Raw genomic sequence first — 24205 nt, 5'->3', positions numbered from 1 at the left:
ACAGTTTGAGTCAGCACGGATCGTTTGGCGGGTAGTAACCTCGAGTGGTGAGCAGCGACGACCGGCACTTCGACGACCCGACCCTCGAGTCCGACGTCTTCGCGCGCGACTGCCACTCGCGGAGCGCGCTGCTCAACATCACCGGACGCTGGGGCACGCTCGCACTGGCTGCACTGGGCGAGGGCCCGTACCGGTTCGGCGCACTGCGCCGGCGGGTGGACGGGGTGAGCGAGCGCATGCTGGCGCAGACGCTGCAGCAACTCGAGCGCGACGGCCTGGTGCACCGAGAGGTCCGCGAGACCATCCCGCCCAACGTCGAGTACAGCCTCACCCCGCTCGGCGAGGAGATCGCCGGGCGACTCACCGGCCTGATCGAACTGCTCGAATCGCACATGCCGGACATCACCGCGGCGCAGACTCGGTACGACGCACGCTGACCGACGACGACGGGGGTGGCCATGCCGAGCCTGACCAGTAGGGCCATGCCGTTGGCGATCGCAGCCCTGGGCCGACGACGGCCGAGCGCCGACGACATGCGCCGGGAGATCGCGGCCCTGCAGGTCAAGCCGAAGCCGTTCGCGCCGCCGTCGTCACTGAGCCGCAGCCTCGACGTGACGCCGTCGACGTCGACGGCGGGCTGGCCGGTGTTCACGGTGGCCCCGCGAGGTGCCGCGCCGTCGTCGCGCGTGCTGTACCTGCACGGCGGCGCCTATATCCGGGAGATCACCCGGCACCACTGGAAGCTGGTGGCGCAGTTGGCGTCCGCGGGCGCGTCCGTGACGGTGCCGATCTATCCGGTGGCGCCGAGCGGGACGGCGTCGCACGTGGTGCCGGCGTCGGCCGATCTCGCCGAACGTTTGGCGAAGCGCGACGAGCCGCTGGTGATCGCGGGCGATTCGGCGGGCGGCGGGCTCGCGCTGGCGGTGGCCCTCGCGCTGCGCGATCGCGGCGCCGCCGCCCCCGCCCACACCGCGCTGATCTCGCCGTGGCTGGACGCGACCGGGGAGCACCCGGAGATCCGCGAGATTGCCCCGCGTGATCCGTGGCTGCACCCGGACAGCCTCACCGTCGCCGCCGACGCCTACCGCGGCGAACTGGATCGGGAGCATCCGTGGGTGAGCCCGCTGAACGGCGATCTGACCGGCCTCGGCCCGATGACGCTGTTCACCGGCACCCGCGACATCCTCAACGTCGACGCCCGACGCTTCCGCCCGCTGGCGTCGGAGGCCGGACTGTCACTCGACTTCCACGAGGCACGGGAGATGATCCACGTCTACCCGCTGCTCCCGATCCCGGAGGGCAGGAAGGCTCGGGCGACATTGTGTCAGCTCCTGGTCGGATAGCACGACAGAATTCATATATCAAACAAACATAAGCGCTCAAGGTCATCTAAACTTGTACCACCAGGTCAAAGGCGTGGAAGGAGCGCACAAGTGGACACTTCAGATCGTCACATCCTCTCCGAAGGTCTACAGATGCTGCGCCGATCCAACATCCAGATCAACTCCGGAGACCTCCACGATCTCGACCTCCGCTTTCCCGATGGTTCGACAAGGCACGTCAGCGTAAAGGCCAGCCGCGCCGCTCCACCGCCCAGCAAACTGCACGAAGACAGTGAGCGGCAAGCTGCAGACCGACGTCTCTACGTGACTCGCCACGCCACCAGCGCCTTGCGCGCACTCGCCGGTTCCGGAGAAGTCGACCTCATTGCGGTCGGCGATCGACTAATCATCTTCGATGGCCGGGTGTTCTTGGACGATCCGTCTCACGAACCCCGCAGCCAACAGCGACCCCGCAGAGGTAGCCCTCCATGGGTCCGGTGGGCAATCGAACGACTCGTCGTGCTCGGTGAGCCGATGACGCAGGCGGACATCGCGGCCGCCTTGTCCACGACGCAACAATCGGTCTCGCACGCTCTTCACGGTCACGCGTTCGCCGAGCGGACCAGCAGCGGCTGGACGACGACACGACGAGTTGAACTGCTCGACGCACATCTCGGCGAGTATCCGGGCCCCGGAGGCGCGGTGACGTACTGGTACGGCCTGGAACCCGTTGTGAACCAGGCCAGAGCAGCGCTCACGTTCTGCGAGGAAATGCAGATCGAGACCCTTCAGACTGGCGATGTCGCCGCCGATACCTACGCCCCATGGCGCCTCCCCTCGACTGCCGCGATATACACGTCCGAGTTTCTGGATTTCGTTCCCGCCGGCTTCAGCCCGGCCACTGCTGACGACTACACGCTGGTCGCGGCGGTTCCGGCAGATCCGACGATCTGGCGCACGGCGCGCGCGGTCTCTTCGACGGCCACGGCGCTCACCGACCCGATCATCACGCTGCACGATGTTCTCCGCAGCCCAGGTCCCGACGCAGAGGAGGCCGCCGAACGACTCCGGCAGCCGATCATCAGCGGGACTTGGCGTGACTGATGTTCATATCGTCGCGACGTCGAACGCGGCAGATCTCGGTTTGCGAGCACTAGCCGATCTTGCGGCGGCTGCGGAAGGACTCCACTACCGGGTAGTGGGCGGTCACATGGTCCACATCCTGTGCCAGGTGTACCCCACTCCAGATGCCACGGCCCGGACGACTGCCGACGCAGATGCCGGTATCGACTGTCGTCGCGGCCAACGAAGATCTGCATGAACGCCTTCTGCAACGCGGGTACACCGCGGTGGCTGGCAACCGGTACGAGGCCCCGTCTGGGGACACAGACCCACTCGCGGTGGATCTACATCCCGTCCAGTTCTAGTCGACTGCAGGAATCCGTGCCGCACGGCGGCCGCGCATTCGACGCCATCCCTGGCCTGTCTCTAGCCCTCGCGGCTGAACCACTCCAGGTCACAGTTCACGCGATGTTGCATCACGGAGACCCTCTGAAGTTCAGCATTCCAGTACCCGACGTCGAGCCCGCAGTGGTCTTGAAGGCCCTTGCATGGAACAGCCGCCAAGCACCGAAGGACGTCGCGGACCTCTGCTCGCTACTCGCAATCGTTCACGCACATCAGCTACACAAGGACAGATGGAAGCTCACCACCGCGAAGAGTGGGACGCGCCTCGATACGGTACGAGCACTGCACTCCCTTGTGTCCATGATCGATCGTGGGCAATCAATTGAGGGCTTGACCATGCCCGGCCCACGCCTGGCCGCACTGATTCGCGCCTACGTCGGCGCCCCGGGCTGAGCCGAAACGCGAGAAGCCCGCACAATCCTGTGCGGGCTTCTCGCGGACTAGCTCTTCCGGCGGTAAACCGTCAGAAGTTGATCATGTGGCCGGCGAGGCCGTGGATGGCCTCCTGCAGCGCCTCGCTGAGCGTGGGGTGCGTGTGCACGTTGCGGGCCAGCTCGTTGACCGTGAGATCCCACTTCTGGGCCAGGGTCAGCTCGGGCAGCAGCTCCGAGACGTCGGGGCCGATGAGGTGGCCGCCGAGCAGCTCGCCGTACTTCTTGTCGGCGATCAGCTTGACGAAGCCGTTGGGGTCGCCCAGGCCGTGGGCCTTGCCGTTCGCGGTGAACGGGAAGGTGGCGACCTTGATGTCGTAGCCCTCGGCCTTGGCCTGCGCCTCGGTGAGACCGAAGCTGGCGACCTGAGGCTGGCAGAACGTGGCGCGCGGCATCATCCGGTAGTCGCCCAGCTCCATGGTCTCGGCGCCACCGATGGTCTCGGCGGCGACGACGCCCTGCGCCTCGGCGACGTGCGCGAGCTGCAGCTTGGCGGTGACGTCACCGATGGCGTAGATGCCGGCGACGTTGGTGCGCATGCGCTCGTCGATCGCAATTGCACCGCGGTCGGTGAGCGCGACGCCGGCGTTCTCGAGGCCGTAGCCCTCGACGCGCGGCGCGAAGCCGACCGACTGCATAACCTTGTCGACGGTGACCGTCTCGATCTCGCCGGACTTGTTGTCCTTGATGGAGACGGTGACGTCGGAGCCGTTGTCGACGATCGACTGGACGGCCGCACCGGTCTTGATCTTGACGCCGAGCTTCTTGTAGTGCTTGGCGATCTCCTTGGAGATGTCCTCGTCCTCGTTGGGGAGGGCGCGGTCCAGGAACTCGACGATGGTGACGTCGACACCGTAGTTGGAGAGGACGTAGCCGAACTCCATGCCGATGGCGCCGGCGCCGACGATGACGATCGACTTCGGCAGGTCACGGGTGAGGATCTGCTCCTCGTAGGTGACGACGTTGTCGCTGAGCGAGGTGCCCGGCAGCAGCTTGGTCACCGAACCGGTGGCGATGATGACGTTGTCGAAGGTCACCGTCTCGGTGGCGCCCGAAGTGAGGGCGACCGAGATGGTCTTGGCATCGACGAACGTGCCACGACCGTCGAACTCGTCGATCTTGTTCTTCTTCATCAGGAAGTGCACGCCCTTGACGCGGCCGTCCGCCACCTTGCGGCTGCGGTCGAACGCTGCGCCGAAGTCGAAGGACACGTCTCCCGAGATGCCGAACACCTTGGCTTCCTTGTGGAAGAGGTGCGCCAGTTCGGCATTGCGGAGAAGAGCCTTGGAGGGGATGCAGCCCACGTTCAGGCAGACACCGCCCCAGTACTTCTCTTCGATGATGGCGGTCTTGAGGCCCAGCTGTGCCGCGCGGATAGCAGCGACGTACCCACCGGGACCGGCTCCGAGGACAACGACGTCATAGTGTGAGGTCACGAGGCCCTAGCGTAGCCCCGCCTCGATCGGCTGTCCCGGGTTGGTGCTTACTCGTGAGTAAGGTCCACTGAGCGGTCGTGACTGGGCACACACACCTGCGACCCCAGCCGCCTGTGGCGACTGGGGTCGGAGGTGCGAATGCGTCAGCTGAACGAGATGGCGCTCCCGAGGTCACCGACGGTGCTACCGCCGAAGACGCTTCCCCGGCTGAGGCTGAGGAAGATGTCGAGCAGGCCCGACATCGAGCCCGTAGCTGCCCCGGTCATCGAGCCCATGATGGCGTCCAGATTCATAGCAATCGCCTTTCTTACTGCGCTGGGTGTGTCAGATCAGGAGAGCTCGGTGACGGAACCGAAGTTGACAACGTTTCCGATCACGCCGATCAGGGCAGCGAAGATGGCATCGAGGTTCATGGTTTTCCCTTACTTTCGTGGTGGTTGTGTTGCGTGTGACAGACGAGACGAACTAGCTGAGCTCGGTCACGCTGCCGAAGTTGATCAGGTTGCCGATGACTCCGATGAGCGCGGCGAAGATGGCGTCAGCGTTCATTGCACTGCCTTTCGGGGGAGATTTGTGTCGTGCTTTGTTATTGCTGTGTGATCTTGTTCAGCCCGGGCCGGGACTTCGCCAGCGCCGGGGGACCCCGCTACCCCGGATGTTCGAAACCCCTAGACATCCCGGCCGTTTCGCAGATCTCGCGGCGTGACCGTGGTGTGTCAGCCGCCTGCTTCCTGGCCGGGAAGACGATCGGGTTTATTCGACCGTGATCGAAAGATAAACTAGGTATCGTCGTCATGTACGCGTTTTCGTTACACCAACTGGTCAACTGTCCAGGATGCCGGGAAATTCACCCGTCCCCTCACCCCTGCGGGACGCCGGGACCGAGAAGATCACGTGGTGGGCGCCGGCCACGCATCGCGGTTCTCGACACAGCACGCACCGCGCGCACCTGCCGCCCGAATCCAGCCCAGGCAGGCACTCTCCACTCCAAACCAAGCAGTGCGGGAGATCCGCCTCTGGATAGGCGATGCCGGTGCTGGTGTGGTCGCAACCGGTTCCCGCATCGACGAAGTGCCGCAACCGATCCCCACCGAACGGCGACTGTGCCCCGAGAACACATCACGCAAGCACGACCGAAGGCGAGGCCCTTCGACGGTCAGTGGAATGTTGCGCACCGTCGTGTGAATGACACGGGCCGTGTTGCGCTCATCTCGGCTCCGCTTGTAGATCCACGAAGACAGTCGCAGAGGAGAAGAGGATTCGAACATAGAGGCGGACTGGCGCCGCACTCCACGATGTGAGGTCCGCGCCGCTTCCAACTTGGATGACCGGGAGATGGCAATCAGTCGCTCGATCGGATCCTGAAGCTGGTGCGCATGTCGACGGCGAGTCCGACGAGTTGGTTCGCCGATTCCCGATCCTCGATCTTCCGCATCGACCGCGGGGCCATCGCAACTAGCGGACAGTCCTGTTGCTCGTCGTGCTCGCGCAGATAGAGGTCGACCGCACCGCCCGTTTTACAGCGATGACGACGTCGTCGATGGTGACGCATGACGAGCCTTCTCGATGCAGGCAATCTGCTTGGAGAACAGCGTGATTGAGCGAATCGATGTGCGCCCGTCAGCCACGGCATTGAACTGGGTCGCCGGTCGCCTCGCCCGCTGGCGCCAGACTCTGGCCGCGAAGGCTCGGCAGCTCGTGCCAAGGCGCGGGTGTTCGGGAACAGACGTGACGAATGTCCGCAATTGTCCGGGCATACGCCAAACGGATTCCGTCAGAGTCCTCGTTGTGGGGGCTGGATCGCGACGCACCGAGGGGCCCGGCCGTGGGTATCGAAGAACGATGTGTGGGCCAGGTCCATGACCTCGAGCGCAACCGACGTCACCGGGCCCTCGCGTCGAGGCCGGCCATCCCTGTGACGACGAGCAGGCCCACCGCGGTCGGGGACAGCTCGATGCGGAGGCGGACGTCTCTTCGAGGACAGACGAGTCCGCCCAGCCCGGCCGCGATGCCTCACGAACATGAATGTGGTTACGTAGGGCGACATCTGTCACAGGCACCCAATGCGTATGCTCGATTCCGAGTGGGGATGGCGCGATCGATGAGGAAACATACGTCGGCTGCTCAGCCCGGCTCGCGCCCGTTCACAATTTGATACGTCGGCGACCAGAGCGGAATGCAGATAGCCCTCGTCGGACAGATTTGAGACGACGAGATGCTTGAGGTGCCATAGCACTCATTAGACGGACCACCCGTCTCGAGGCTTCATCCGTTCGATCCATGACTCGAATCCTGCATCACTGGTCTGCCGTTCCTCCGCACCCCCCACAACGAAACGCCGAGACCGCAGGCCCTCGAGGGTGCCTGCGGTCTCGGCGTTTCAGGTTGTGCTCACTTGGTTTCGAGCGCCTTGCTGCCGAGCGCGGTAAGACCGAACATGCCACCGGCCCAGTTCAGCATCTGATTGATGTACTTCTGCAACATCGCGGTTCCCCTTTAGACAGGCAGCGGAGCTGCGAGGGACAGAGCATTGAGGTAGGAAGCGAAGACTCCCACCAGGTCGATCGATCCGAAGCCGATCAGTTCGGAGCTGTAGGTCAACGACAGGTCCATTCCATTCTCCTTTGAATTACGCGCCGCTGACAGATCCGAGGGCGTCCTGCAAGCTGCCATCCACGACGGCCGAACCTGCGGGCCAGAGCGCGATGACATTACCGATCACGTCGAAGAGCGAGTCGACGAGGACCTGCAGAGGCCCGTCGCCCGTTTCGCCGACGCTGAACAGATAGAGCGGGTTGAGGTCGACGCTCGTGAGGAGATCGACGAGGCTACCTGTATTCACAGTATTTCCTCTCCTTGTGGGTCAAGTGGTCAGATCGGGGAGATTTCCCAGGTTCCATCCACCGAGTAGGCGAACGGCGCGAACAGAAGACCCGCCACGAGCGGGCCGAGCTGCCCGAGGAGGGGCGATAGTGAACCGAGCGTCATTTCATACTCCTAACTGATGCGTCAATGACCGGATTTTGGCGCCGCGAGGTCAACTACCGCTGACGACATCGTCCAACGAGCCAAACAACCCGACGAACCCTGGTGTCACGGAACCTGTAAAGACGGCGTCGACCAGATTCTGAAGAAACGAAGTCGCCGCCTGCAGGAACGAAACGCTCATGGTGTAACTCTCCTCTCCTAGATTGTTCACACGATTTCGAGGGTGCCCTCGAAATCGAATCTCCCACTCCAGCCACGACACTCAGGGCGCATAGCGTTGAAGTGCCGACAAAGCATAACTAGCCGAAACGTACATTGGCCACTATTCGGAGAAAACTTCCTATCGCAGATCCTGGTGAACTAACGCAGTAGAACGTACCTCAGGAGAAAATATGGAAGCCCCCATTGGGCAACCGAAACCGCATCTGAATTGCCGACGGACCAGCCGAAAACATGGTGGTCGTTCCGGTCCGGACGATTGGCCAAGCAAACAACGCCCGAGGCTCTCGCTCCAGCGCATCTACCGCCAGTTCCCTACCCCCTGCTCGTTCCCACTCCGCCTCCGGCACGCCGTTGCCAATCGCGGAACCGACCCCATGTTGCGATGCCACTGCGACCGCACCAGTACGAGTTTCGACCCACCGAAGCCTCACACTCTGGACACGAATCTATGTGGAGGTGGTCACACTTGGATAGCGTTTCGCAAAGATCGAACAAACTCACATGAAACACACCTCCGCTGGAGAATCGTTCACGGGAACGTATGTCCGACGATGACGTCCAAGTGCGCTGCCCGCCGATCGGCTCGCCAAGACCTACCACACACGGCGGTCACCGGCCCAGGATTCCGACACTCACATTGGAGGGCGTCGCAACATCGTTGAGCGAGACACCGACGGGGTGCGGGCGCGGATCTGCGCCCGCACCCGCACCCCGTCATGCCTACCCGCTAGGGATCAGCCCGCGCCGGCTCAGGAGTGCAGGACTCCCGCGCCGGCGTTCAGAACCGGGAACGCATTGACAGCCGGGAACTGGACGTTGGTCGGCAGGCAACTGGTGGGCGCGGTCACCGTCCCGAAGATGGGAACCCCCGTCACAGTCGAGTTGAAGGCGTAGAAGTTCCCGGCGTTGTAGCCGTACTTCCCCTCATTCTGAGTCGCCGCCGTGCCGTTTCCGCCGTTGCCGGTGGAGAACTTGGGAGCAACCGTGGATCCCTGGATGACGGTCAGAGTCGGCGGTGTGAAGGTTGCACCCGCGGCAACGTTCGGGATGGAGATCTCGATGATCGCGTTCCCTGTCGGGTTGCTGGTCGTCTTGGTCGCGGTGGCGGTTCCGGTGTAGCCCGATCCACCCGACAAGGAGTGCGACACGTACGTGCTGCCGTCGATCTGGACGCGGATCTTGACGCTCGAGAGGCCGGTCACCGTGTAGCCGAAGGCCGTGGTGGGCACGGTCTGCGCGTCGAAGGTGGTCGCGAACGACTGGTTGGAACCCGACAGCTGATGGTTGACCGTCGCTCCGTAGGTCTGGGCCTGATTCTGCGAGATCCCCACGGCGGTGCCGTTGCAAGAGATGGAGAACGTCGTATAGGTCGATCCGATGGTCGCCGACGCTGCGGGGGCGACGCTCAGAGCGATTCCGGCGGATGCCGCCACGGCGCAGAGTGCGATGGGCAGCTTCCGGTTGATCTTGGACATGCGATCTCCTTCATTGTGGGTTGGTGATCGATCCTTGACGTCGCCGACTCTCGGAGGTTTCCAACTTCTGGTCGCCTCCAGCCGAGTCAACGGTTCCTCCACTCGGGTAGGGGTATTCGGTCGATAGCCGACTAGGTCACGACATCGACCAAATCTGTTCTTCGAGAGACTGTTTCGTGATCTCCATGTGGAGTGCGACACACGCTAGCCCCACAAATCCCGCCGTCCCAGCAATCGTTTCGAAAACGACAAGGATGAACGCAGTACGCGTGTCAGACGACAGTTCGTCTCCGCCGAACCCGCTCGAATGACAGATTGTCCACCCCGGCCTAGCGGATCGGATGGTCACGAAAGCGGCGCAAACCATCCGACTGGTTGCGCAACAAACGACCGGCGGTAGCGAGTGAATCTCGTATCGGTTACGGCGTGGCTGCCCACTGATACCGGCCGGAAGGGTGGTTTCTCCCTCCCGGACTCTCCTCCGACCACAGTGTTCGCCTCGCCGCGGTGAGGCTGGAACTATCAGCGTGTGGCTCGATCAGAAAGGCAAGCACCGCACGGATTCCGGCAGACGGGCGCGCCCCGCGGCGCGACCTTGCGGCGACGCACTCCCGCCTGGCCACCCGCAAACAGGCGGTCCGGTATGGGGTAGGAGGGCCGCCGGCCGTGACGTTCTGTCGTGAAAGGTTGAACGTCCAATCAGTCGGCAATTCTGATCAAACACCCGAACACAGACGCCCAGTCGGCCTACCGTATGCGGCATGGGGAGAGCATCGGTCGTCTCGTCGTCACACCGAGAGCCACTGAGTGCTGTGGATCGCTTCCTGATTGACGCCCTCGTGCAGAACGGTCGTGTCCCGTTCACCACCCTCGCAGCCCAGGTCGGAGTCTCGGGCACCACCGTGTGCCGGCGCCTCGCGGCGCTGGAGCAGCGCGGCGTGATCCGTCGCTACACCGTCGTGGTCGACCCTGGAGCGCTCGGACATCCCACTACCGCCCTGTTCAGCATCAAACCGCGGGTGCAGGCACCCGCGAGGCGATCGATTGCCGACAGGCTGCGCCGCCTGCCGGAGATCACTGCGAGCTTCACCATGTCGGGCGATCGTCCGAACATTGCGGTGGGCCGGTTTACCAGCCCGGACGCAGCGGAGTCCATGGCCATCCGGCTCAGGGAAGACCTGGGTGCCCGGGTCAACATCGACTTCGTCCTGAAGACCCGGTTCGGCGACGCCGTCTGGTCACCCGACTCCTCGGCGGCCCCGGCGCTGCGGGACACGGACCGAGTCATGATCGACGTCCTCATGATGGACGGACGCGCCTCGCTCGATTCCCTGGCCAAGAAGACGCACCTCTCCAAGTCCACGGTTCACAAGCGCCTCCAGGTGCTCCAGGAGCGCGGCGTGATCCGCGGCTACACCACGCTGGTCGACTCCGGAGCGCTCGGCCTGCCCGTCACCGCCATTTTCGGCATCAAATCAGGCGCCGCGGCGGCCGTCGAGCCGTCGAAGTTCGGTCAGTTGCACGGCTTCCCCGAGATCGGGACGTGCTACACGCTGTCCGGCCGCAGAGCGGCCGTTGCCGTCGGCGCGTACCGGGACATCGCCGCCGCCCGCACCGCGGCCGACCGGCTCGGCGAACAACTGAACACCATCGTGAACGTCGACTTTGTGCTCGCCACCGATTTCGACCGGCACCAATGGCCCCAGCCCAGCGGCGGCGGGCAACAATGTCCCTATGACGAAGCATCCGGTCACCTCCAGCCCGTCCGATGATCCGAATCTGTGGCTCGAGGACGTCACCGGCGACGACGCGCTCGCCTGGGTCCGTGAGCACAACGACAAGACGGTCGCGGAGTTTGCCGGCACCACCGCGTTCGAGCAGTTGGAGTCGAAGGTGCGCGCGATCCTCGACACCGACGCGCGCATTCCGTACTCGCGCCGCCGCGGCGAGTACCTCTACAACTTCTGGCGCGACGCCGACCACGTGCGCGGGCTGTGGCGGCGGACCACGATGGACCAGTTCCGCCGCGACACCCCCGAGTGGGAGATCCTCGTCGACGTCGACGAACTCGCCGACCGCGAGGGCGAGAACTGGGTGTGGTCGGGAGCGCAGGTGCTGCGCCCCGAGCAGGACTTGGCGCTGATCAGCCTGTCCCGCGGCGGCGCCGACGCCGTCGTGGCGCGCGAATTCGATCTCGAGTCATTGACATTCAAGGACTCTGGCGACGGCTTCCGCATCGAGGAGGCCAAGACCGACATCGGCTGGATCGACTCCGAGAGCGTCTTCGTCGGAACCGATTTCGGCGACGGCACGCTCACCGACTCCGGCTACCCGCGTCTGGCGAAGCGGTGGCGCCGCGGCACCCCGCTGGCCGACGCCGTCACGGTGTTCGAGGGTGAGCAGACCGACGTCGCGATCTCCGCGTGGCACGACAGCACCCCCGGATTCGAGCGCAGCTTCGTCGAGCGCGCCGTCGACTTCTACACCTCGCAGCGCTTCCAGCTCCTCGGCGACGACACACTGGTCCGCATCGACACCCCGGAGGACGCCCGCATCTCCGCCTACCGGGAGTGGCTGCTGGTGCGCCCGCGCTCCCCGTGGACCGTCGGCGACACGACCTACCCCGCCGGGTCGTTGCTGGCCGCGAAGTACGACGACTTCCTCGCCGGCTCCCGCGAACTCACCGTGCTGTTCGAGCCCGACGAGCACACGTCGCTCGAGCAGTACTCGTGGACCCGGAACCACCTGCTGATGGTGACGCTCTCCGACGTCCAGTCCCACGTCCACGTCCTCACGCCGGGCAAGAACGGCTGGGAGACAACACCGCTGGACGGGCTTCCGGAGCTGACCTCGACCGAGATCATCGACACCGATCCCCGCGAGAGCGACGACTTCTTCCTCAACTCCAGCGGCTACCTCACCCCCGCGACGTTGTTCTCGGGCACCGTCGGCGGACCGCTCGAGGCGCTCAAGTCGGCGCCCGCGTTCTTCGACACCGCAGGACTGGCCGTCGCACAGCACTTCGCCGAATCCGCCGACGGCACCCGCATCCCCTACTTCGTGGTGCGGCGCGAGGGCGCACCCGCGGGTCCGACGCTGCTGTACGGCTACGGCGGCTTCGAGAACTCGATGACGCCCGGCTACAGCGGCATCAACGGCACCGCATGGCTGCAGCGCGGCGGCACCTACGTGGTCGCCAACATCCGCGGCGGCGGCGAGTACGGACCGCAATGGCACACCCAGGCTGTGCGCGACGGCCGGCACAAGGTGCACGAGGACTTCGCGGCGGTAGCCCGCGATCTCGTCGCCCGCGGCATCACCACGCCCGAGCAGCTGGGCGCGCAGGGCGGCAGCAACGGCGGCCTGCTGATGGGCATCATGCTCACCAAATACCCGGAGTTGTTCGGCGCCGTCGTCTGCCAGGTGCCGCTGCTCGACATGAAGCGCTACCACCTGCTGCTCGCGGGTGCGTCGTGGATGGCCGAGTACGGCGACCCCGACAACGCCGACGACTGGGCGTTCATCTCCGAGTACTCGCCGTACCAGAACACCAGCGCCACAGCGGTATATCCGCCGATCCTCATCGCCACCTCCACCCGCGACGACCGCGTCCACCCCGGACACGCCCGCAAGATGGCCGCCCGGCTCGAGGCCGAGGGCCACGACGTCCACTACTACGAGAACATCGAGGGTGGGCACGGCGGCGCCGCGGACAACGCGCAGGCCGCGTTCAAGTCGGCGCTCACCTACACATTCCTGTGGGACAAGCTCGCCCGATGAGCTCCCGACGGCGTTTCGGCCTCCCCTGGGCCAGGCGCAGATGGCGTCGACCGTGACCATCGAACGCGGCGGCATCGAGAACATGTGGGGACGGTTCGACGACCAGAAGTGGGCCGAGCACGACGTCCTCCTGGGCGCCGAGAAGCTGCGCGGCACCGCGCTGTACGTCTCTACCGGCACCGGAGTGCCCGGCCCGCACGAGACCCTCGACAACCCCGACCTCGTCGCGCACGTGGTGCGGGGCGGGCCGGTGGAGGCCGGCGCCAACTTCTGTACCCGCCGGCTCGACGACCGGCTGCGCGCGGTCGGCATCCCGGCCACCATCGTCTACAACCCGGTGGGTGTGCACGCGTGGACGTACTGGCGCGAGGAGCTGGCGAAGTCGTGGCCGACACTCGCGGCGTCGCTGAACATCTGAACCGGGCTCCCGGAACCAACAAAAGGCGGCGTCGGTGCAATCTGCACCGACGCCGCCTTCGAAGCTGTGTGGACTAGCCGCTGAGCGAGCTGAGCGAGCCGGTGTCGAGCGAGCCCGAAGCTCCGCCGCCGGCGCTGCCCGAGCTGAGGTTGTTGAGCGCGGTCACGAGGGACTTGATGGCATCGAGGAAGGTGATGATCTCAGACGAACCCATGAGGACTCCTGCAATTGCTGTGTGGTGGTACGCCCCAGTGCGAAGCGCTGCGGTCAATATAACGGCGCGGATACAGGAATGCACCGGATTGACGTATTAACACGGGATGAAAATCGGGGGTGAACTCAACTGTGGTCGCGGATCCACTCCGCTATCCGGTCCACCGTGGTGTCCGGGGTGCTGATCCACCCGTTGTGCCCCAACGGTTCGGGCTGGTGCCACACGGTCACATCCGAACCCGACAATTTGTCCAACAGGTTGACCGATGCACTACGCGGGGCCAGGTCGTCGCCCTCGATCGAAATCGACAGCACCGGCAGCTTCAGGCGTCCGATCCGCTCCTCGTAGTCGATGTCCGCGCCCGCGGGCTCGATGCGTCCGCTGCGCGCAAAGCGCGACCAGTCCGAGATCAACACCCGCGACTGCCGACCGAAACCGCCCACGTCCAACCGGTCACCCGGCCAGAACCCGGCCACGCTCGCGGTGATCGACATGGCCGCCGACCCCAGCAGCACACCCGGAGAGCGGGTTCCGGGAAAACCTCGGTAGTAGGGCGAACCGGACGCCACCAGAATCAGCCCGCCCAGCCGCCCGCGGATCCGGGATGCGTACATCACCCCGAGTTGCCCACCCATGCTGTGCCCCAGCAGGAACGGCGTGCTGTCGTCGAACCGTTCCCGGACTACCTCGAACATCGCCGGCAGGTCCACCGACACCAGTTCCTGATACCCGAACGTGCTCGACGCGCTGGGCCGCGGGCGACTGTCCCCCTGCCCGCGAAGCTCGCACGTGGCCGCGCAGAAGCCGTGCTCGACAATCGAATTGGCGAACCTGTCGTAGAAGGCGGCCGGGATCCCCAAGCCCGGCACGATCACCACGACGGGCGCGCCCTCGGGGCCCGGGAACAGCCGGACCGGCGTCGTCGTCCCGTCGGGCATCTGGATCGGCACGGTCTCCACCACGGTTCGAGCCTATGCCCCGGCGGTGCGTCGGACCCGGCATTCGGCGCTCTCACCGCTCACGCTGCGGCGTCACACATTCTTTGTCCGCATCACACACCGATTCGGTGCGCAAAGCGTGTGTGACCCTGGCAGAAGGTGTGTGGCGCCGACGGACCGCGCGACACCACCCCGAGACGGAAGATCAGGGTGCAGATCCGGGGGAATCCCGATGGTTTCGCGACCCGACGCGCACCAGACTCGATGTCATGACCTACAGCGAATCGCCCCGCCCGTTCGTCCGCTCCGGCAGCCAGCGCATGCTCTCCGGCGTGTGCGGCGGCATCGCCGACTACTTCGGCATCGACGCCAACCTCGTCCGGGTCGCCGCCGTCCTCGGAGCGTTCCTCTCGTTCGGCACCGTCGCGCTGATCTACCTCGCGGCATGGATGATCATGCCCAGCGAGTGACGCACAAATGCGAGAAGCCCGGGACACCGTGAAGGTGTCCCGGGCTTCTGCGTCTTACCTGAGCTCAGGCTTTCCGATCGTCAGATCAGAAGTCCATGCCGCCCATGCCACCGGTCGGGTCGCCCATCGGAGCAGCGGCCTTCTCCGGCTTGTCGGCGACGACAGCCTCGGTGGTCAGGAACAGAGCCGCGATGGACGCAGCGTTCTGCAGCGCCGAGCGGGTGACCTTGACCGGGTCGTTGATGCCCGCGACGAGCAGGTCCTCGTACACACCGGTGGCGGCGTTCAGGCCACTGCCGGCGGGCAGGTTGCGAACCTTCTCCGCGACGACGCCCGGCTCGAGGCCGGCGTTGAACGCGATCTGCTTCAGCGGAGCCTCGAGGGCGACGCGAACGATGTTCGCACCGGTGGCCTCGTCACCCTCGAGCTTCAGGTCGTCCAGGATCGGAGCGGCCTGCAGCAGCGCCACGCCGCCACCGGCGACGATGCCCTCTTCGACGGCAGCCTTCGCGTTGCGGACGGCGTCCTCGATGCGGTGCTTGCGCTCCTTGAGCTCGACCTCGGTCGCAGCGCCGGCCTTGATGACAGCAACGCCACCGGCCAGCTTGGCCAGGCGCTCCTGCAGCTTCTCGCGGTCGTAGTCCGAATCCGACGCCTCGATCTCGGCGCGGATCTGGTTGACGCGACCGGCGATGGCCTCGGCGTCGCCGGCACCCTCGACGATGGTGGTCTCGTCCTTGGTGACGACGACCTTGCGGGCGCGGCCCAGCAGCTCGATGCCGGCGGTCTCCAGGGACAGGCCGACCTCTTCGCTGACGACCTCGCCACCGGTGAGGATGGCGATGTCGGCGAGCTGCGCCTTGCGGCGGTCACCGAAGCCCGGAGCCTTGACGGCGACGGACTTGAAGGTGCCACGGATCTTGTTGACAACCAGGGTCGACAGGGCTTCGCCCTCGACGTCCTCGGCGATGATCAGCAGCGGCTTACCGGCCTGGATGACCTTCTCCAGCAGCGGCAGCAGGTCCTTGACCGTCGAGATCTTGGAGCTGACCAGCAGGATGTACGGATCCTCGAGGACCGCTTCCTGACGCTCGGCGTCGGTCGCGAAGTACAGCGAGATGTAGCCCTTGTCGAAGCGCATGCCCTCGGTGAGCTCGAGCTGCAGGCCGAAGGAGTTGGACTCCTCGACGGTGATGACGCCTTCCTTGCCGACCTTGTCCATCGCCTCGGCGATGAGCTCGCCGATGGTGGGGTCGCCAGCCGAGATACCGGCGGTGGCAGCGATCTGCTCCTTGGTCTCGACCTCCTTGGCGGTGTCGAGCAGCTTGGCGGTGACGGCCTCGACGGCCTTCTCGATGCCGCGCTTCAGACCCAGCGGGTTGGCGCCGGCAGCGACGTTGCGCAGGCCCTCACGGACGAGCGCCTGAGCCAGAACCGTAGCCGTCGTGGTGCCGTCACCAGCGACGTCGTCGGTCTTCTTGGCGACCTCCTTGACCAGCTCGGCGCCGATCTTCTCGTAGGGGTCCTCGAGCTCGATCTCCTTGGCGATGGAAACACCGTCGTTGGTGATCGTGGGGGCGCCCCACTTCTTCTCCAGCACGACGTTGCGACCCTTGGGTCCCAGCGTCACCTTGACGGCGTCAGCGAGGCTGTTCAGGCCACGCTCGAGGCCGCGACGTGCCTCTTCGTCGAACGCGATGATCTTGGCCATTGCGAAGTGATCCTCCGGATTGGGGGTGACACACGGAGGCGATCGCTCGTCGGATCGCCCCATTTACGCTTCCGGCCAGGCTCGGTGCCCGCGACGGACGACCAGGGGTGTCGATGGTTCCCGGTCTCACCGTCCCGACCTGGCACTCACGTGTCGCGAGTGCCAAGTGCCTTTTTAGCACTCGAGAAGGGCGAGTGCAACGTTGCGAAGAGGTCTCCGCCGAGGGCGAACAGGTGCCGTCCGACTCCTAGCCGAGGCAGGTCTGACCGGTCTTGAGATTCCACGCGAACGACAGCGGGCCCATGCAGTTGACGCCGCCCTGCTCGGCCGTCGCGCCCGAACCCCAGCCCGCGATCGCGAACGTGGCATAACCGTCGTCGGCCCACGAGTGCGCAATACCGCCGCCGATCGCGAGGGCGAGCGACTGACCGTTGCCGCGCGACGCGCTCAGTGCGGTGCCGAATCCGGTCGCGAGGCTGTTCGACGAACCGAGGCCCTGGGCCACCGAGACGGCCGTGCCACTGTCCATCGCGGCGGAGCGGGCGACACCCTGCTCGAACGCCTGCGCGCCGCAGCTCGCGTACTCGGAGATCTGGATGTCGTTGGGCGACGCCGGCGACGTGCACACGACGGGCGCAGCCGACGCGGAACCCGCACCGATCAACGAAATACCTGCTGCCAGACCGATTCCCGCGACAGCGGCCGCGGCCGTCCGAGTCATCCGTCGACCGAGGTTCGAGATCGCACCGAAGCGGGAAATGGTCGACATGCAGACTCCTTCACGAGCGGGAAAGGCAGAGAGCTGAGCTGCTCGCGACAGTACCCGTCCGGGCCGGGTATGCCCGGGATTTCGATAGCGGGCCGAAGTAGGTCGGCGCGTCACCCCAACCGGTTCAGGAGGGCAGGTAGATCGGCGACCGAGTCGAGGATGTGATCGGGCCGATCCACCGCCAGATCGAGAATCGGCTGACGGAATTTTCCGGTCCGCACCAATACTCCCGTCATGCCCACCCGCTGTGCGGGGAGCACGTCACTGCCGAAGTCGTCACCCACCATCACCGTCGCCGCCGGATCGCTGCCCATCAACTCCGCGGCCGTGAGGAACCCCGCGAGCGACGGCTTGCCGACCGCGACCACGCGCGACCCCGACGCCTCCTCCAGCCCGGGCAGGTAGCCGCCGGTGTCCAGCCGCAGCCCGTCCGACTCCGACCACGTCAGCGCCCGGTGCATCGCGACCACCGGCACCCCCGAGACCATCAGGTCCAGCACCCGGCTCAGCGCCGCGTGCGTGAACTCCTCGCCGGCACCGCCCAGCACGATCACATCGGGGTGCTCGTCGTCGAACTCGAAGCCCTCCAGATCGGCCCGGATGTCGCCGTGATTGAGCAGCATCAACCGCGCGCCCGGATACGTCGACCGCAGGTACTCGGCGGTGAGCCGGACGGCCGTGACGATCTCCTCGGGCCGGACGTCGAACCCGGCGGCGTCGAGTGCGGCCGCGATCTCCCCGCACGTCTTGGACGTCGTATTGGTGAGAAAGGCACGCGGGCCACCGCGACGACGCACCTGCGCGAGCGCCTCGACGGCCCCCGGCACCGGACGCCACGACGTGACCAGCACGCCGTCGATGTCGAACAGAACGCCCTCGACCCGGCTCATGGATTCGAGGGTAACGAGCGCGACCGGTCCGTGCCGCCGACCGCGGCAATCCGCCGGAGGAGTGACCCGTCGCACAGTGGACGCTACGATCACCCGTGTACGCGTGACCTCCTGTACCACCTAATCCGAAACCGGAGAGCCGACCGTGACGAACACTCTCGAAGCCACCATCGATGTCGCCGCCACCCCCCAGGACGTGTGGGCCATCGTGTCCGACCTCGAGCGGATGGGCGAGTGGAGCCCGCAGTGCCGCAAGATGCGCGTGTCCGGTGAGGTCCGCGAGGGCACCAAGACGTTCAACATCAACCGCAAGGGCTTCCTGGTGTGGCCGACGACGTCGAAGGTCGTCCGCTTCGAGCCGAACAAGGCCATCGCGTTCCGCGTCAACGAGAACCGCACCGTCTGGTCGTACACCCTCGAGGCCACCGAGACCGGCACCCGCGTCGTCGAGCGTCGTGAGGCCCCCACCGGCACCAGCAAGGTGTCGCAGTTCCTGATCAAGACCGTTCTCGGCGGCGCCGACGCGTTCGAGGCCGACATGGTCGTCGGCATGAACGCCACCCTCGCCCGCATCAAGAACGAGGCCGAAGCTCTCGCCGTCGGCTCTCGGTAGCACATGGCGACCCACCGGTTCTCGGTGGTCACGTAACCTGAGTCAGCACGAGCGGCATTCGCCGCCGTCACACCCGAACAGGTAAGAGGAGCTCGTGGCACGTCGACCGACACCCCCTGGCACCCCCCAGCCCACCGGCGTCGGCCACGTCATCGGCCTCGTCAAGGCGGCTGTCCCGCCGCTGCATCCGGCCGGTCTGCCGTTCGTGCTGGCACCCCTCGCGGTCGCCGCGGTGGGACGCAACCGCAAGTGGGTGCGTCGCGCCGGGCTCGCATCCGCGGCCGCGTGCGCCACGTTCTTCCGGCATCCGCACCGGGTTCCGCCGAACCGTCCGGGCGTCGTCGTGGCGCCGGCCGACGGTGAGGTCGCGCTCGTCGACTCCGCCGTCCCGCCCGCCGAACTCGGAATGGGCAGCGAGCCGCTGCCGCGCGTGAGCATCTTCCTGTCGGTGCTCGACGTGCACGTCCAGCGCACGCCCGTCGCCGGACTGGTGAAGAAGGTGGTGCACCAGCCCGGCCAGTTCCTGTCCGCCGACCTGGCCGACGCCAGCGAGGTCAACGAACGCAACAGCATGCTGATCGAGACCGCCGACGGCCGCGACATCGCCGTCGTGCAGATCGCCGGCCTGCTGGCCCGTCGCATCGTGTGCGAGGCCAAGGAGGGCGACAAGCTCACCATCGGCGACACGTACGGACTCATCCGGTTCGGCTCCCGCGTCGATACCTACTTTCCCGCAGGAACTGCGCTGCTCGTCGAGCGTGGCCAGCGCACCGTGGGCGCCGAGACCGTCCTCGCGCAGCTGTCGTGAGACCGCCCCGCCCCAGCGGACGGAACGCGGTCCGGCTACTGCCGAGCATGATCACGATTCTCGCGTTGTGCAGCGGGCTGTCGGCGGTCAAGTTCGCGCTCGACGGTGAACTGGGGACCGCGCTCGCGATGATCGGTGCGGCCGCCGTCCTCGACTCGCTCGACGGCCGCATCGCCCGCATGCTCGACGCCACCAGCAAGCTCGGCGCCGAACTCGACTCGCTGGCCGACGCCATCTCGTTCGGCGTCGCGCCCGCGCTCGTGCTGTACGTGACGCTGCTCGACGGCAACAACTTCGGCTGGATCATCGCGCTGCTCTACGCCGTCAGCATCGTGCTGCGGCTGGCGCGGTTCAACACCCTGCTCGACGACGACACCGAGCCCGCCTACACGAAGGACTTCTTCGTCGGCGTGCCCGCACCGGCCGGCGCCCTCATCGCGCTCACGCCCATCGCCGTCTACATCCAGTGGGGTGACGGCTGGTGGTCGTCGATCGGCGTCGTCACGGTGTGGACGCTGCTGTCGGCGGCGCTCATCGTCAGCCGCATCCCCACCCTCGCAATGAAGTCCGTGTCCGTGCCCGGCCACATGGCCGCCGCACTGCTGGTGCTCGTCGCGCTCGGCGCCGCGGCGCTCGTCACGTACCCGTACATCCTGCTGATGGTTCTCGTCGGCGCGTACCTCGCGCACATCCCCTTCGCGATCCGCTCGCAGCGCTGGGTCGCCGCCCGCCCCGAGACATGGGACTTCAAGCCGTCCGAGCGTCGCGCCATCCGCCGCTCCCCCGACAACCGCCGGTCCGCCGCCCGCTTGGGTCTGCGCCGCCCGCGCTGACTTCCCGCGTTTTGCGCACTTGTCGCGCGAATCCCGGCCCCCTCCCCGCGTTTTGCGCACTTAACGCGGGGTGTGGGGCCGGGTTTTCGCGTTTTGCGCACTTGACGCGGCGGGTCAGAGGTGTCGGGGGCGGGCGCTCCGGGCCCGCAGGACCGCACCGTAGATCTCGTCGATCACGGCATTCGGATTCACCATCATCTCCTTGGTGACGAAGTGGATCTGCCAGCCGGCCTTCCGGAGCGCGTTCTGCCGAACCCGGTCGCGGGCGAGCGCCGAGCGCCGTCCGTGCCACTCGCCGTCGTACTCGACGACCAGGCGTTCCTCCTCGAACGCGAAGTCCACGCGCGCCACGAACTCCCCGTCCGCGTAGATGTGCAGTTGCGGCTCCGGATGCAGGTCCGCGAAATGCATGCGCACGCGCAGTTCGGACTCCGGCGGCGATTCCGCACGCGGATCGCACAACGCCAACGCCTCCCGCGCTCGCACGATTCCATGGTCGTGACGGCCTTCGAGGTACGACGCCATGCGTGTCTCGGTCGTCAGCTTCGCCCGCAGGACCCGGTCGCCGTCGGCGACCGCGCGAATCAGCGGTCCGGTGGACAACACGTCGAACGCCATCCGTTCGGGGCGCGCGATCGAGATGGTCTCCCACGGCTCGTGGTCGCCGGCGTCGATCGCGACGCGTCGGACGTTCAAGCCGGGACGCCGATTGACCCGACAGCCGGGGAGCGCAATCACCTCCACCGGGTCCGACGCCGACGCCAGTTCGACGCCCCGCACCACCGCCGCCGATCTGCCGGTGAGCACCAGCGCGCCCTCGCCGGTGAGGGCGGCCGCTCTGCACCGCAATTCGTGGCTGACGCGCACCCCGGTAGGGCAGTACACGCCGCGATACAGCCGGCGGACTCGCGGGCCCCGCAGGTCCGACGCCGTCAGCACCCCCTCGCGTACCGCATCCCGTCCGACGAACACCTCGGGCAGTTCGGGTCTCCTCATCCTCATGCCCCGTCACGGTGCCCTACCACCCCGACCGAGTACCCCTCCGAACGCCGAGTTGTCCACAGCCCCGCACGTTTTCCACAGCCCCGCCCCTCGCGTTTTGCGCACTTATCGCGACGGCCGGGGCCCTCTGGGCGCGATAAGTGCGCAAAACGCGGGGAGAGGGGGCGCGGTTCCGCGACAAGTGCGCAAAACGCGGGGGCGGCGGGGCGCGGACGCCGATCACTAGGCTGGCTGACGTGACCTCTCCCGAACTGACGCTCACGGTCCGGCTCAATACGTCCGCGGCGGACGCCCGGCGCGGAGTGGTGCGCCTGCACCCCGAGGCGCTCGCCGCGCTCGGACTGCGCGAGTGGGACGCGATCGCGCTGATCGGTGCCCGCCGCACCGCCGCCGTCGCGGGCATCGCACCCGCCGGCACGCCGACGGGCACCGCGCTGCTCGACGACGTCACCCTCTCCAACGTCGGACTGCGCGAGAACGCGACCGTGGTGGTGGCGCCTGTCACCGTGCACGGCGCCCGGTCGGTCACGGTGAGCGGCTCGGCGATGGCGCAGCAGTCCATCTCGGACACCACACTGCGGCAGGCGCTGCTCGGCAAGGTCCTCACCGTGGGCGACGCGGTGTCCCTGCTACCGCGCGACCTGGGACCCGGCACCAGCACCACGCCGGCGACCCAGGCGCTCTCGCGCACCTTCGGCGTCCAGTGGACATCGGAGTTGCTCACCGTCACCGGCGTCGACCCGTCGGGCGGCCCGGTGAGCGTGCAACCCAATTCGGCGGTGGGCTGGGGGCCGGGTGTGCCGAACGCCCGGCCCACCCCCACCACACCCGTTGCGGCCGTGACCGAGCCCCACACCGCCGACGTCGTGCCCGTCGAGGACCTGGTCGGCGCCCAGGCGCCGGCCGCGAAGCTCGCGGAGTGGCTCACCCTGGCCCTCGACGAACCCGAACTGCTCCAGAAGCTCGGCGCCTCACCGCATCTCGGTGTAGTGATCACCGGACCTGCCGGCGTCGGCAAGTCGATGCTGGCCCGCTCGGTGCTCGCCAAGCGCCGCGTCGTCGAACTCGACGGGCCGGGGGTCGGTGCGTCCGAAGCACAGTCACGACTCGAGCGGGTCACCGCCGCGGTGGACGCCGTGCGTTCCGGTGGGGTCCTGCTCGTCACCGACATCGACGCGCTGCTGCCCGCCGTCCGCGAACCCGTCTCGACGCTGATCCTCGACCAGTTGCGCCGCGCCGTGGACACCGAGTCGGTGGCGTTCGTCGCGACCACCGCGCACCCGGAGGGTCTCGACGACCGTCTGCGTGCCCAGGACCTGTGCGACCGGGAACTGTCGCTGTCGCTGCCCGACGGCACAGGCCGCCGACAGTTGCTCGAACTACTGCTCCGCAAGGTGCCCACCGCCGACCTCGACCTCTCCGCGATCGCGTCGCGGACGCCGGGATTCGTAGTCGCAGACCTCGCCGCGTTGTGCCGCGAGGCCGCGCTACGGGCGGCGTCCCGCGCAAGCAGCGCCAAGTCGGAACCACGGCTGACCCAGGAGGACCTGGTGGGCGCGCTCGACGTGATCCGTCCGCTGTCACGTTCGGGCACCGAGGAACTCGCGATCGGCAGCGTCACCCTCGACGACGTCGGCGACATGGTCGAGACCAAGCAGGCGCTCACCGAGGCGGTGCTGTGGCCGCTGCAGCACCCGGACTCGTTTGCGCGCCTGGGTGTCGACCCGCCGCGCGGCGTCCTGCTGTACGGGCCTCCCGGCTGCGGAAAGACGTATCTCGTTCGAGCACTGGCCAGTTCGGGTCAGCTCAGCGTGCATGCCGTCAAGGGTGCGGAGCTGATGGACAAGTGGGTGGGCGCCTCCGAGAAGGCGGTGCGCGAGCTGTTCCAGCGGGCCCGCGACTCGGCGCCGTCGCTGATCTTCCTCGACGAGGTGGACGCCCTCGCCCCGCGCCGCGGCCAGAGTTCCGACTCCGGCGTCTCCGATCGTGTCGTCGCCGCACTGCTGACCGAACTCGACGGCGTCGAACCGCTGCGTGACGTCGTCGTGCTCGGCGCCACCAACCGCCCCGATCTGATCGACCCCGCGCTGCTGCGGCCCGGACGCCTCGAGCGCCTGGTGTTCGTGCCGCCGCCGGACGCGGACGCGCGCAAGGAGATTCTGCGGACGTCGGGCAAGGCGGTGCCGCTCGCCGACGACGTCGATCTGGACGCCCTGGCGCAGGATCTCGACGGCTACTCCGCGGCCGACTGCTCCGCCGTCCTCCGGGAGGCGGCGCTCGCGGCGATGCGGCGCAGTGTCGACGCCGCCGACGTCACGGCTGCCGACGTCGCCGCGGCACGCGACAAGGTGCGTCCCTCACTCGATCCCGACCAGGTGGCACACCTCAAGGCCTACGCCGACAACCGCTGACGCGTAG

General features: G+C 66.6%; 22 protein-coding genes. 11 read left to right on the top strand and 11 right to left on the bottom strand.

Features of this window, described 5'->3' with window-relative positions:
* The first annotated feature begins 47 nt into the window (after positions 1-47).
* From C8K36_RS00840 to C8K36_RS25015, 3 genes are all read left to right on the top strand, one after another.
* Complete coding sequence (locus tag C8K36_RS00840) at positions 48-437, top strand: winged helix-turn-helix transcriptional regulator (RefSeq protein WP_107983667.1); 390 nt, start codon at positions 48-50, stop codon at positions 435-437.
* A gap of 21 nt (positions 438-458) precedes the next feature.
* Positions 459-1343 carry an alpha/beta hydrolase fold domain-containing protein gene (locus tag C8K36_RS00835; RefSeq protein ID WP_107982576.1) on the top strand — a complete coding sequence of 295 codons (885 nt, stop codon included), beginning with the start codon at positions 459-461 and terminating at the stop codon, positions 1341-1343.
* 132 nt (positions 1344-1475) lie between these two features.
* Positions 1476-2426 carry a helix-turn-helix domain-containing protein gene (locus tag C8K36_RS25015; protein WP_146176455.1) on the top strand — a complete coding sequence of 317 codons (951 nt, stop codon included), beginning with the start codon at positions 1476-1478 and terminating at the stop codon, positions 2424-2426.
* An 826-nt stretch (positions 2427-3252) separates the two neighbouring features.
* Here the strand turns inward: C8K36_RS25015 and lpdA are convergent.
* From lpdA to C8K36_RS00810, 5 genes are all read right to left on the bottom strand, one after another.
* Positions 3253-4656 carry a dihydrolipoyl dehydrogenase gene (gene lpdA / locus C8K36_RS00820; protein WP_107982573.1) on the bottom strand — a complete coding sequence of 468 codons (1404 nt, stop codon included), beginning with the start codon at positions 4654-4656 and terminating at the stop codon, positions 3253-3255.
* Positions 4657-4799: 143 nt separating this feature from the next.
* On the bottom strand, positions 4800-4949 hold the full coding sequence (locus C8K36_RS24645) for a hypothetical protein (protein WP_181319309.1): 150 nt from the start codon (positions 4947-4949) through the stop codon (positions 4800-4802).
* 2336 nt (positions 4950-7285) lie between these two features.
* Complete coding sequence (locus tag C8K36_RS00815) at positions 7286-7498, bottom strand: hypothetical protein (protein WP_107982572.1); 213 nt, start codon at positions 7496-7498, stop codon at positions 7286-7288.
* 195 nt (positions 7499-7693) lie between these two features.
* Entirely contained in the window at positions 7694-7825 is a 132-nt protein-coding gene (locus C8K36_RS25010; RefSeq protein WP_258194482.1) for a hypothetical protein, read from the bottom strand.
* 790 nt (positions 7826-8615) lie between these two features.
* Positions 8616-9341 (bottom strand): hypothetical protein, encoded by a 726-nt coding sequence (locus tag C8K36_RS00810; protein ID WP_107982571.1) that lies wholly within the window; start codon positions 9339-9341, stop codon positions 8616-8618.
* 761 nt (positions 9342-10102) lie between these two features.
* On the opposite strand from C8K36_RS00810, the gene C8K36_RS00800 reads away from it, so the two are divergent.
* The 3 genes from C8K36_RS00800 to C8K36_RS00790 are packed head-to-tail and all read left to right on the top strand — an operon-like array spanning position 10103 to position 13539.
* On the top strand, positions 10103-11113 hold the full coding sequence (locus C8K36_RS00800; RefSeq protein ID WP_258194481.1) for an AsnC family transcriptional regulator: 1011 nt from the start codon (positions 10103-10105) through the stop codon (positions 11111-11113).
* A complete protein-coding gene (locus C8K36_RS00795; RefSeq protein WP_107982568.1) occupies positions 11076-13121 on the top strand; it encodes a prolyl oligopeptidase family serine peptidase in 2046 nt (681 codons plus the stop codon). The genes C8K36_RS00800 and C8K36_RS00795 overlap by 38 nt, the downstream gene beginning before the upstream one ends.
* Before the next feature lie 52 nt (positions 13122-13173).
* A complete protein-coding gene (locus C8K36_RS00790) occupies positions 13174-13539 on the top strand; it encodes a hypothetical protein (RefSeq protein WP_258194480.1) in 366 nt (121 codons plus the stop codon).
* Positions 13540-13612: 73 nt separating this feature from the next.
* Here C8K36_RS00790 and C8K36_RS24640 read toward each other — a convergent pair whose 3' ends face one another.
* Together C8K36_RS24640 and C8K36_RS00785 are read right to left on the bottom strand one after the other, a co-directional pair.
* Entirely contained in the window at positions 13613-13753 is a 141-nt protein-coding gene (locus tag C8K36_RS24640) for a hypothetical protein (protein ID WP_181319307.1), read from the bottom strand.
* A gap of 125 nt (positions 13754-13878) precedes the next feature.
* A complete protein-coding gene (locus C8K36_RS00785; protein ID WP_107982567.1) occupies positions 13879-14712 on the bottom strand; it encodes an alpha/beta fold hydrolase in 834 nt (277 codons plus the stop codon).
* Positions 14713-14960: 248 nt separating this feature from the next.
* Between C8K36_RS00785 and C8K36_RS00780 the strand changes: the two genes are divergently transcribed.
* Entirely contained in the window at positions 14961-15161 is a 201-nt protein-coding gene (locus C8K36_RS00780) for a PspC domain-containing protein (protein ID WP_107982566.1), read from the top strand.
* 85 nt (positions 15162-15246) lie between these two features.
* On the opposite strand, the gene groL is transcribed toward C8K36_RS00780, so the two are convergent.
* The 3 genes from groL to C8K36_RS00765 form a co-directional block, all read right to left on the bottom strand.
* Positions 15247-16872, bottom strand: a complete 1626-nt coding sequence (gene groL, locus C8K36_RS00775; RefSeq protein ID WP_107982565.1) for a chaperonin GroEL — start codon at positions 16870-16872, stop codon at positions 15247-15249.
* Between the two features lie 247 nt (positions 16873-17119).
* A complete protein-coding gene (locus tag C8K36_RS00770) occupies positions 17120-17641 on the bottom strand; it encodes a DUF6764 family protein (protein ID WP_107982564.1) in 522 nt (173 codons plus the stop codon).
* 110 nt (positions 17642-17751) lie between these two features.
* The gene (locus tag C8K36_RS00765; protein ID WP_181319305.1) at positions 17752-18531 is read right to left on the bottom strand and encodes an HAD-IIA family hydrolase; all 780 of its coding nucleotides are present in this window, start codon (positions 18529-18531) and stop codon (positions 17752-17754) included.
* A 145-nt stretch (positions 18532-18676) separates the two neighbouring features.
* Here C8K36_RS00765 and C8K36_RS00760 point away from each other — a divergent pair, with 145 nt between their 5' ends.
* The 3 genes from C8K36_RS00760 (at position 18677) to pssA (ending at position 20785) form a co-directional block, all read left to right on the top strand.
* Positions 18677-19144 (top strand): SRPBCC family protein, encoded by a 468-nt coding sequence (locus C8K36_RS00760; protein ID WP_107982563.1) that lies wholly within the window; start codon positions 18677-18679, stop codon positions 19142-19144.
* A gap of 94 nt (positions 19145-19238) precedes the next feature.
* Positions 19239-19952 (top strand): phosphatidylserine decarboxylase, encoded by a 714-nt coding sequence (locus tag C8K36_RS00755; protein ID WP_107982562.1) that lies wholly within the window; start codon positions 19239-19241, stop codon positions 19950-19952.
* 47 nt (positions 19953-19999) lie between these two features.
* A complete protein-coding gene (gene pssA, locus C8K36_RS00750) occupies positions 20000-20785 on the top strand; it encodes a CDP-diacylglycerol--serine O-phosphatidyltransferase (RefSeq protein WP_107982561.1) in 786 nt (261 codons plus the stop codon).
* A 114-nt stretch (positions 20786-20899) separates the two neighbouring features.
* Here pssA and C8K36_RS00745 read toward each other — a convergent pair whose 3' ends face one another.
* Positions 20900-21787: an endonuclease domain-containing protein gene (locus C8K36_RS00745; protein ID WP_107982560.1), complete on the bottom strand. Its 888-nt coding sequence runs from the start codon at positions 21785-21787 to the stop codon at positions 20900-20902.
* 236 nt (positions 21788-22023) lie between these two features.
* On the opposite strand from C8K36_RS00745, the gene C8K36_RS00740 reads away from it, so the two are divergent.
* Positions 22024-24198 (top strand): AAA family ATPase, encoded by a 2175-nt coding sequence (locus C8K36_RS00740; protein ID WP_107982559.1) that lies wholly within the window; start codon positions 22024-22026, stop codon positions 24196-24198.
* Positions 24199-24205: the final 7 nt, after the last annotated feature.

The sequence above is a fragment of the Rhodococcus sp. OK519 genome, from assembly GCF_003051005.1.
GTDB lineage: Bacteria > Actinomycetota > Actinomycetes > Mycobacteriales > Mycobacteriaceae > Prescottella.
Note: the sequence above shows the minus strand (reverse complement) of the source record. Positions and strands in the feature narration are given on the sequence as shown.

Bases quoted from the DNA above. Each gene is read 5' to 3' on its own strand.
- C8K36_RS00835 (WP_107982576.1), top strand. From the start codon at position 459: ATGCCGAGCCTGACCAGTAGGGCCATGCCGTTGGCGATCGCAGCCCTG.
- C8K36_RS00795 (WP_107982568.1), top strand. From the start codon at position 11,076: ATGACGAAGCATCCGGTCACCTCCAGCCCGTCCGATGATCCGAATCTG.
- C8K36_RS00780 (WP_107982566.1), top strand. From the start codon at position 14,961: ATGACCTACAGCGAATCGCCCCGCCCGTTCGTCCGCTCCGGCAGCCAG.
- C8K36_RS00765 (WP_181319305.1), bottom strand. From the start codon at position 18,531: ATGAGCCGGGTCGAGGGCGTTCTGTTCGACATCGACGGCGTGCTGGTC.
- pssA (WP_107982561.1), top strand. From the start codon at position 20,000: ATGATCACGATTCTCGCGTTGTGCAGCGGGCTGTCGGCGGTCAAGTTC.
- C8K36_RS25010 (WP_258194482.1), bottom strand. From the start codon at position 7,825: ATGAGCGTTTCGTTCCTGCAGGCGGCGACTTCGTTTCTTCAGAATCTG.
- C8K36_RS00800 (WP_258194481.1), top strand. From the start codon at position 10,103: ATGGGGAGAGCATCGGTCGTCTCGTCGTCACACCGAGAGCCACTGAGT.
- C8K36_RS24640 (WP_181319307.1), bottom strand. From the start codon at position 13,753: ATGGGTTCGTCTGAGATCATCACCTTCCTCGATGCCATCAAGTCCCTC.
- C8K36_RS24645 (WP_181319309.1), bottom strand. From the start codon at position 4,949: ATGAATCTGGACGCCATCATGGGCTCGATGACCGGGGCAGCTACGGGC.
- C8K36_RS00770 (WP_107982564.1), bottom strand. From the start codon at position 17,641: ATGTCGACCATTTCCCGCTTCGGTGCGATCTCGAACCTCGGTCGACGG.
- groL (WP_107982565.1), bottom strand. From the start codon at position 16,872: ATGGCCAAGATCATCGCGTTCGACGAAGAGGCACGTCGCGGCCTCGAG.
- C8K36_RS25015 (WP_146176455.1), top strand. From the start codon at position 1,476: ATGCTGCGCCGATCCAACATCCAGATCAACTCCGGAGACCTCCACGAT.
- C8K36_RS00810 (WP_107982571.1), bottom strand. From the start codon at position 9,341: ATGTCCAAGATCAACCGGAAGCTGCCCATCGCACTCTGCGCCGTGGCG.
- C8K36_RS00745 (WP_107982560.1), bottom strand. From the start codon at position 21,787: ATGAGGATGAGGAGACCCGAACTGCCCGAGGTGTTCGTCGGACGGGAT.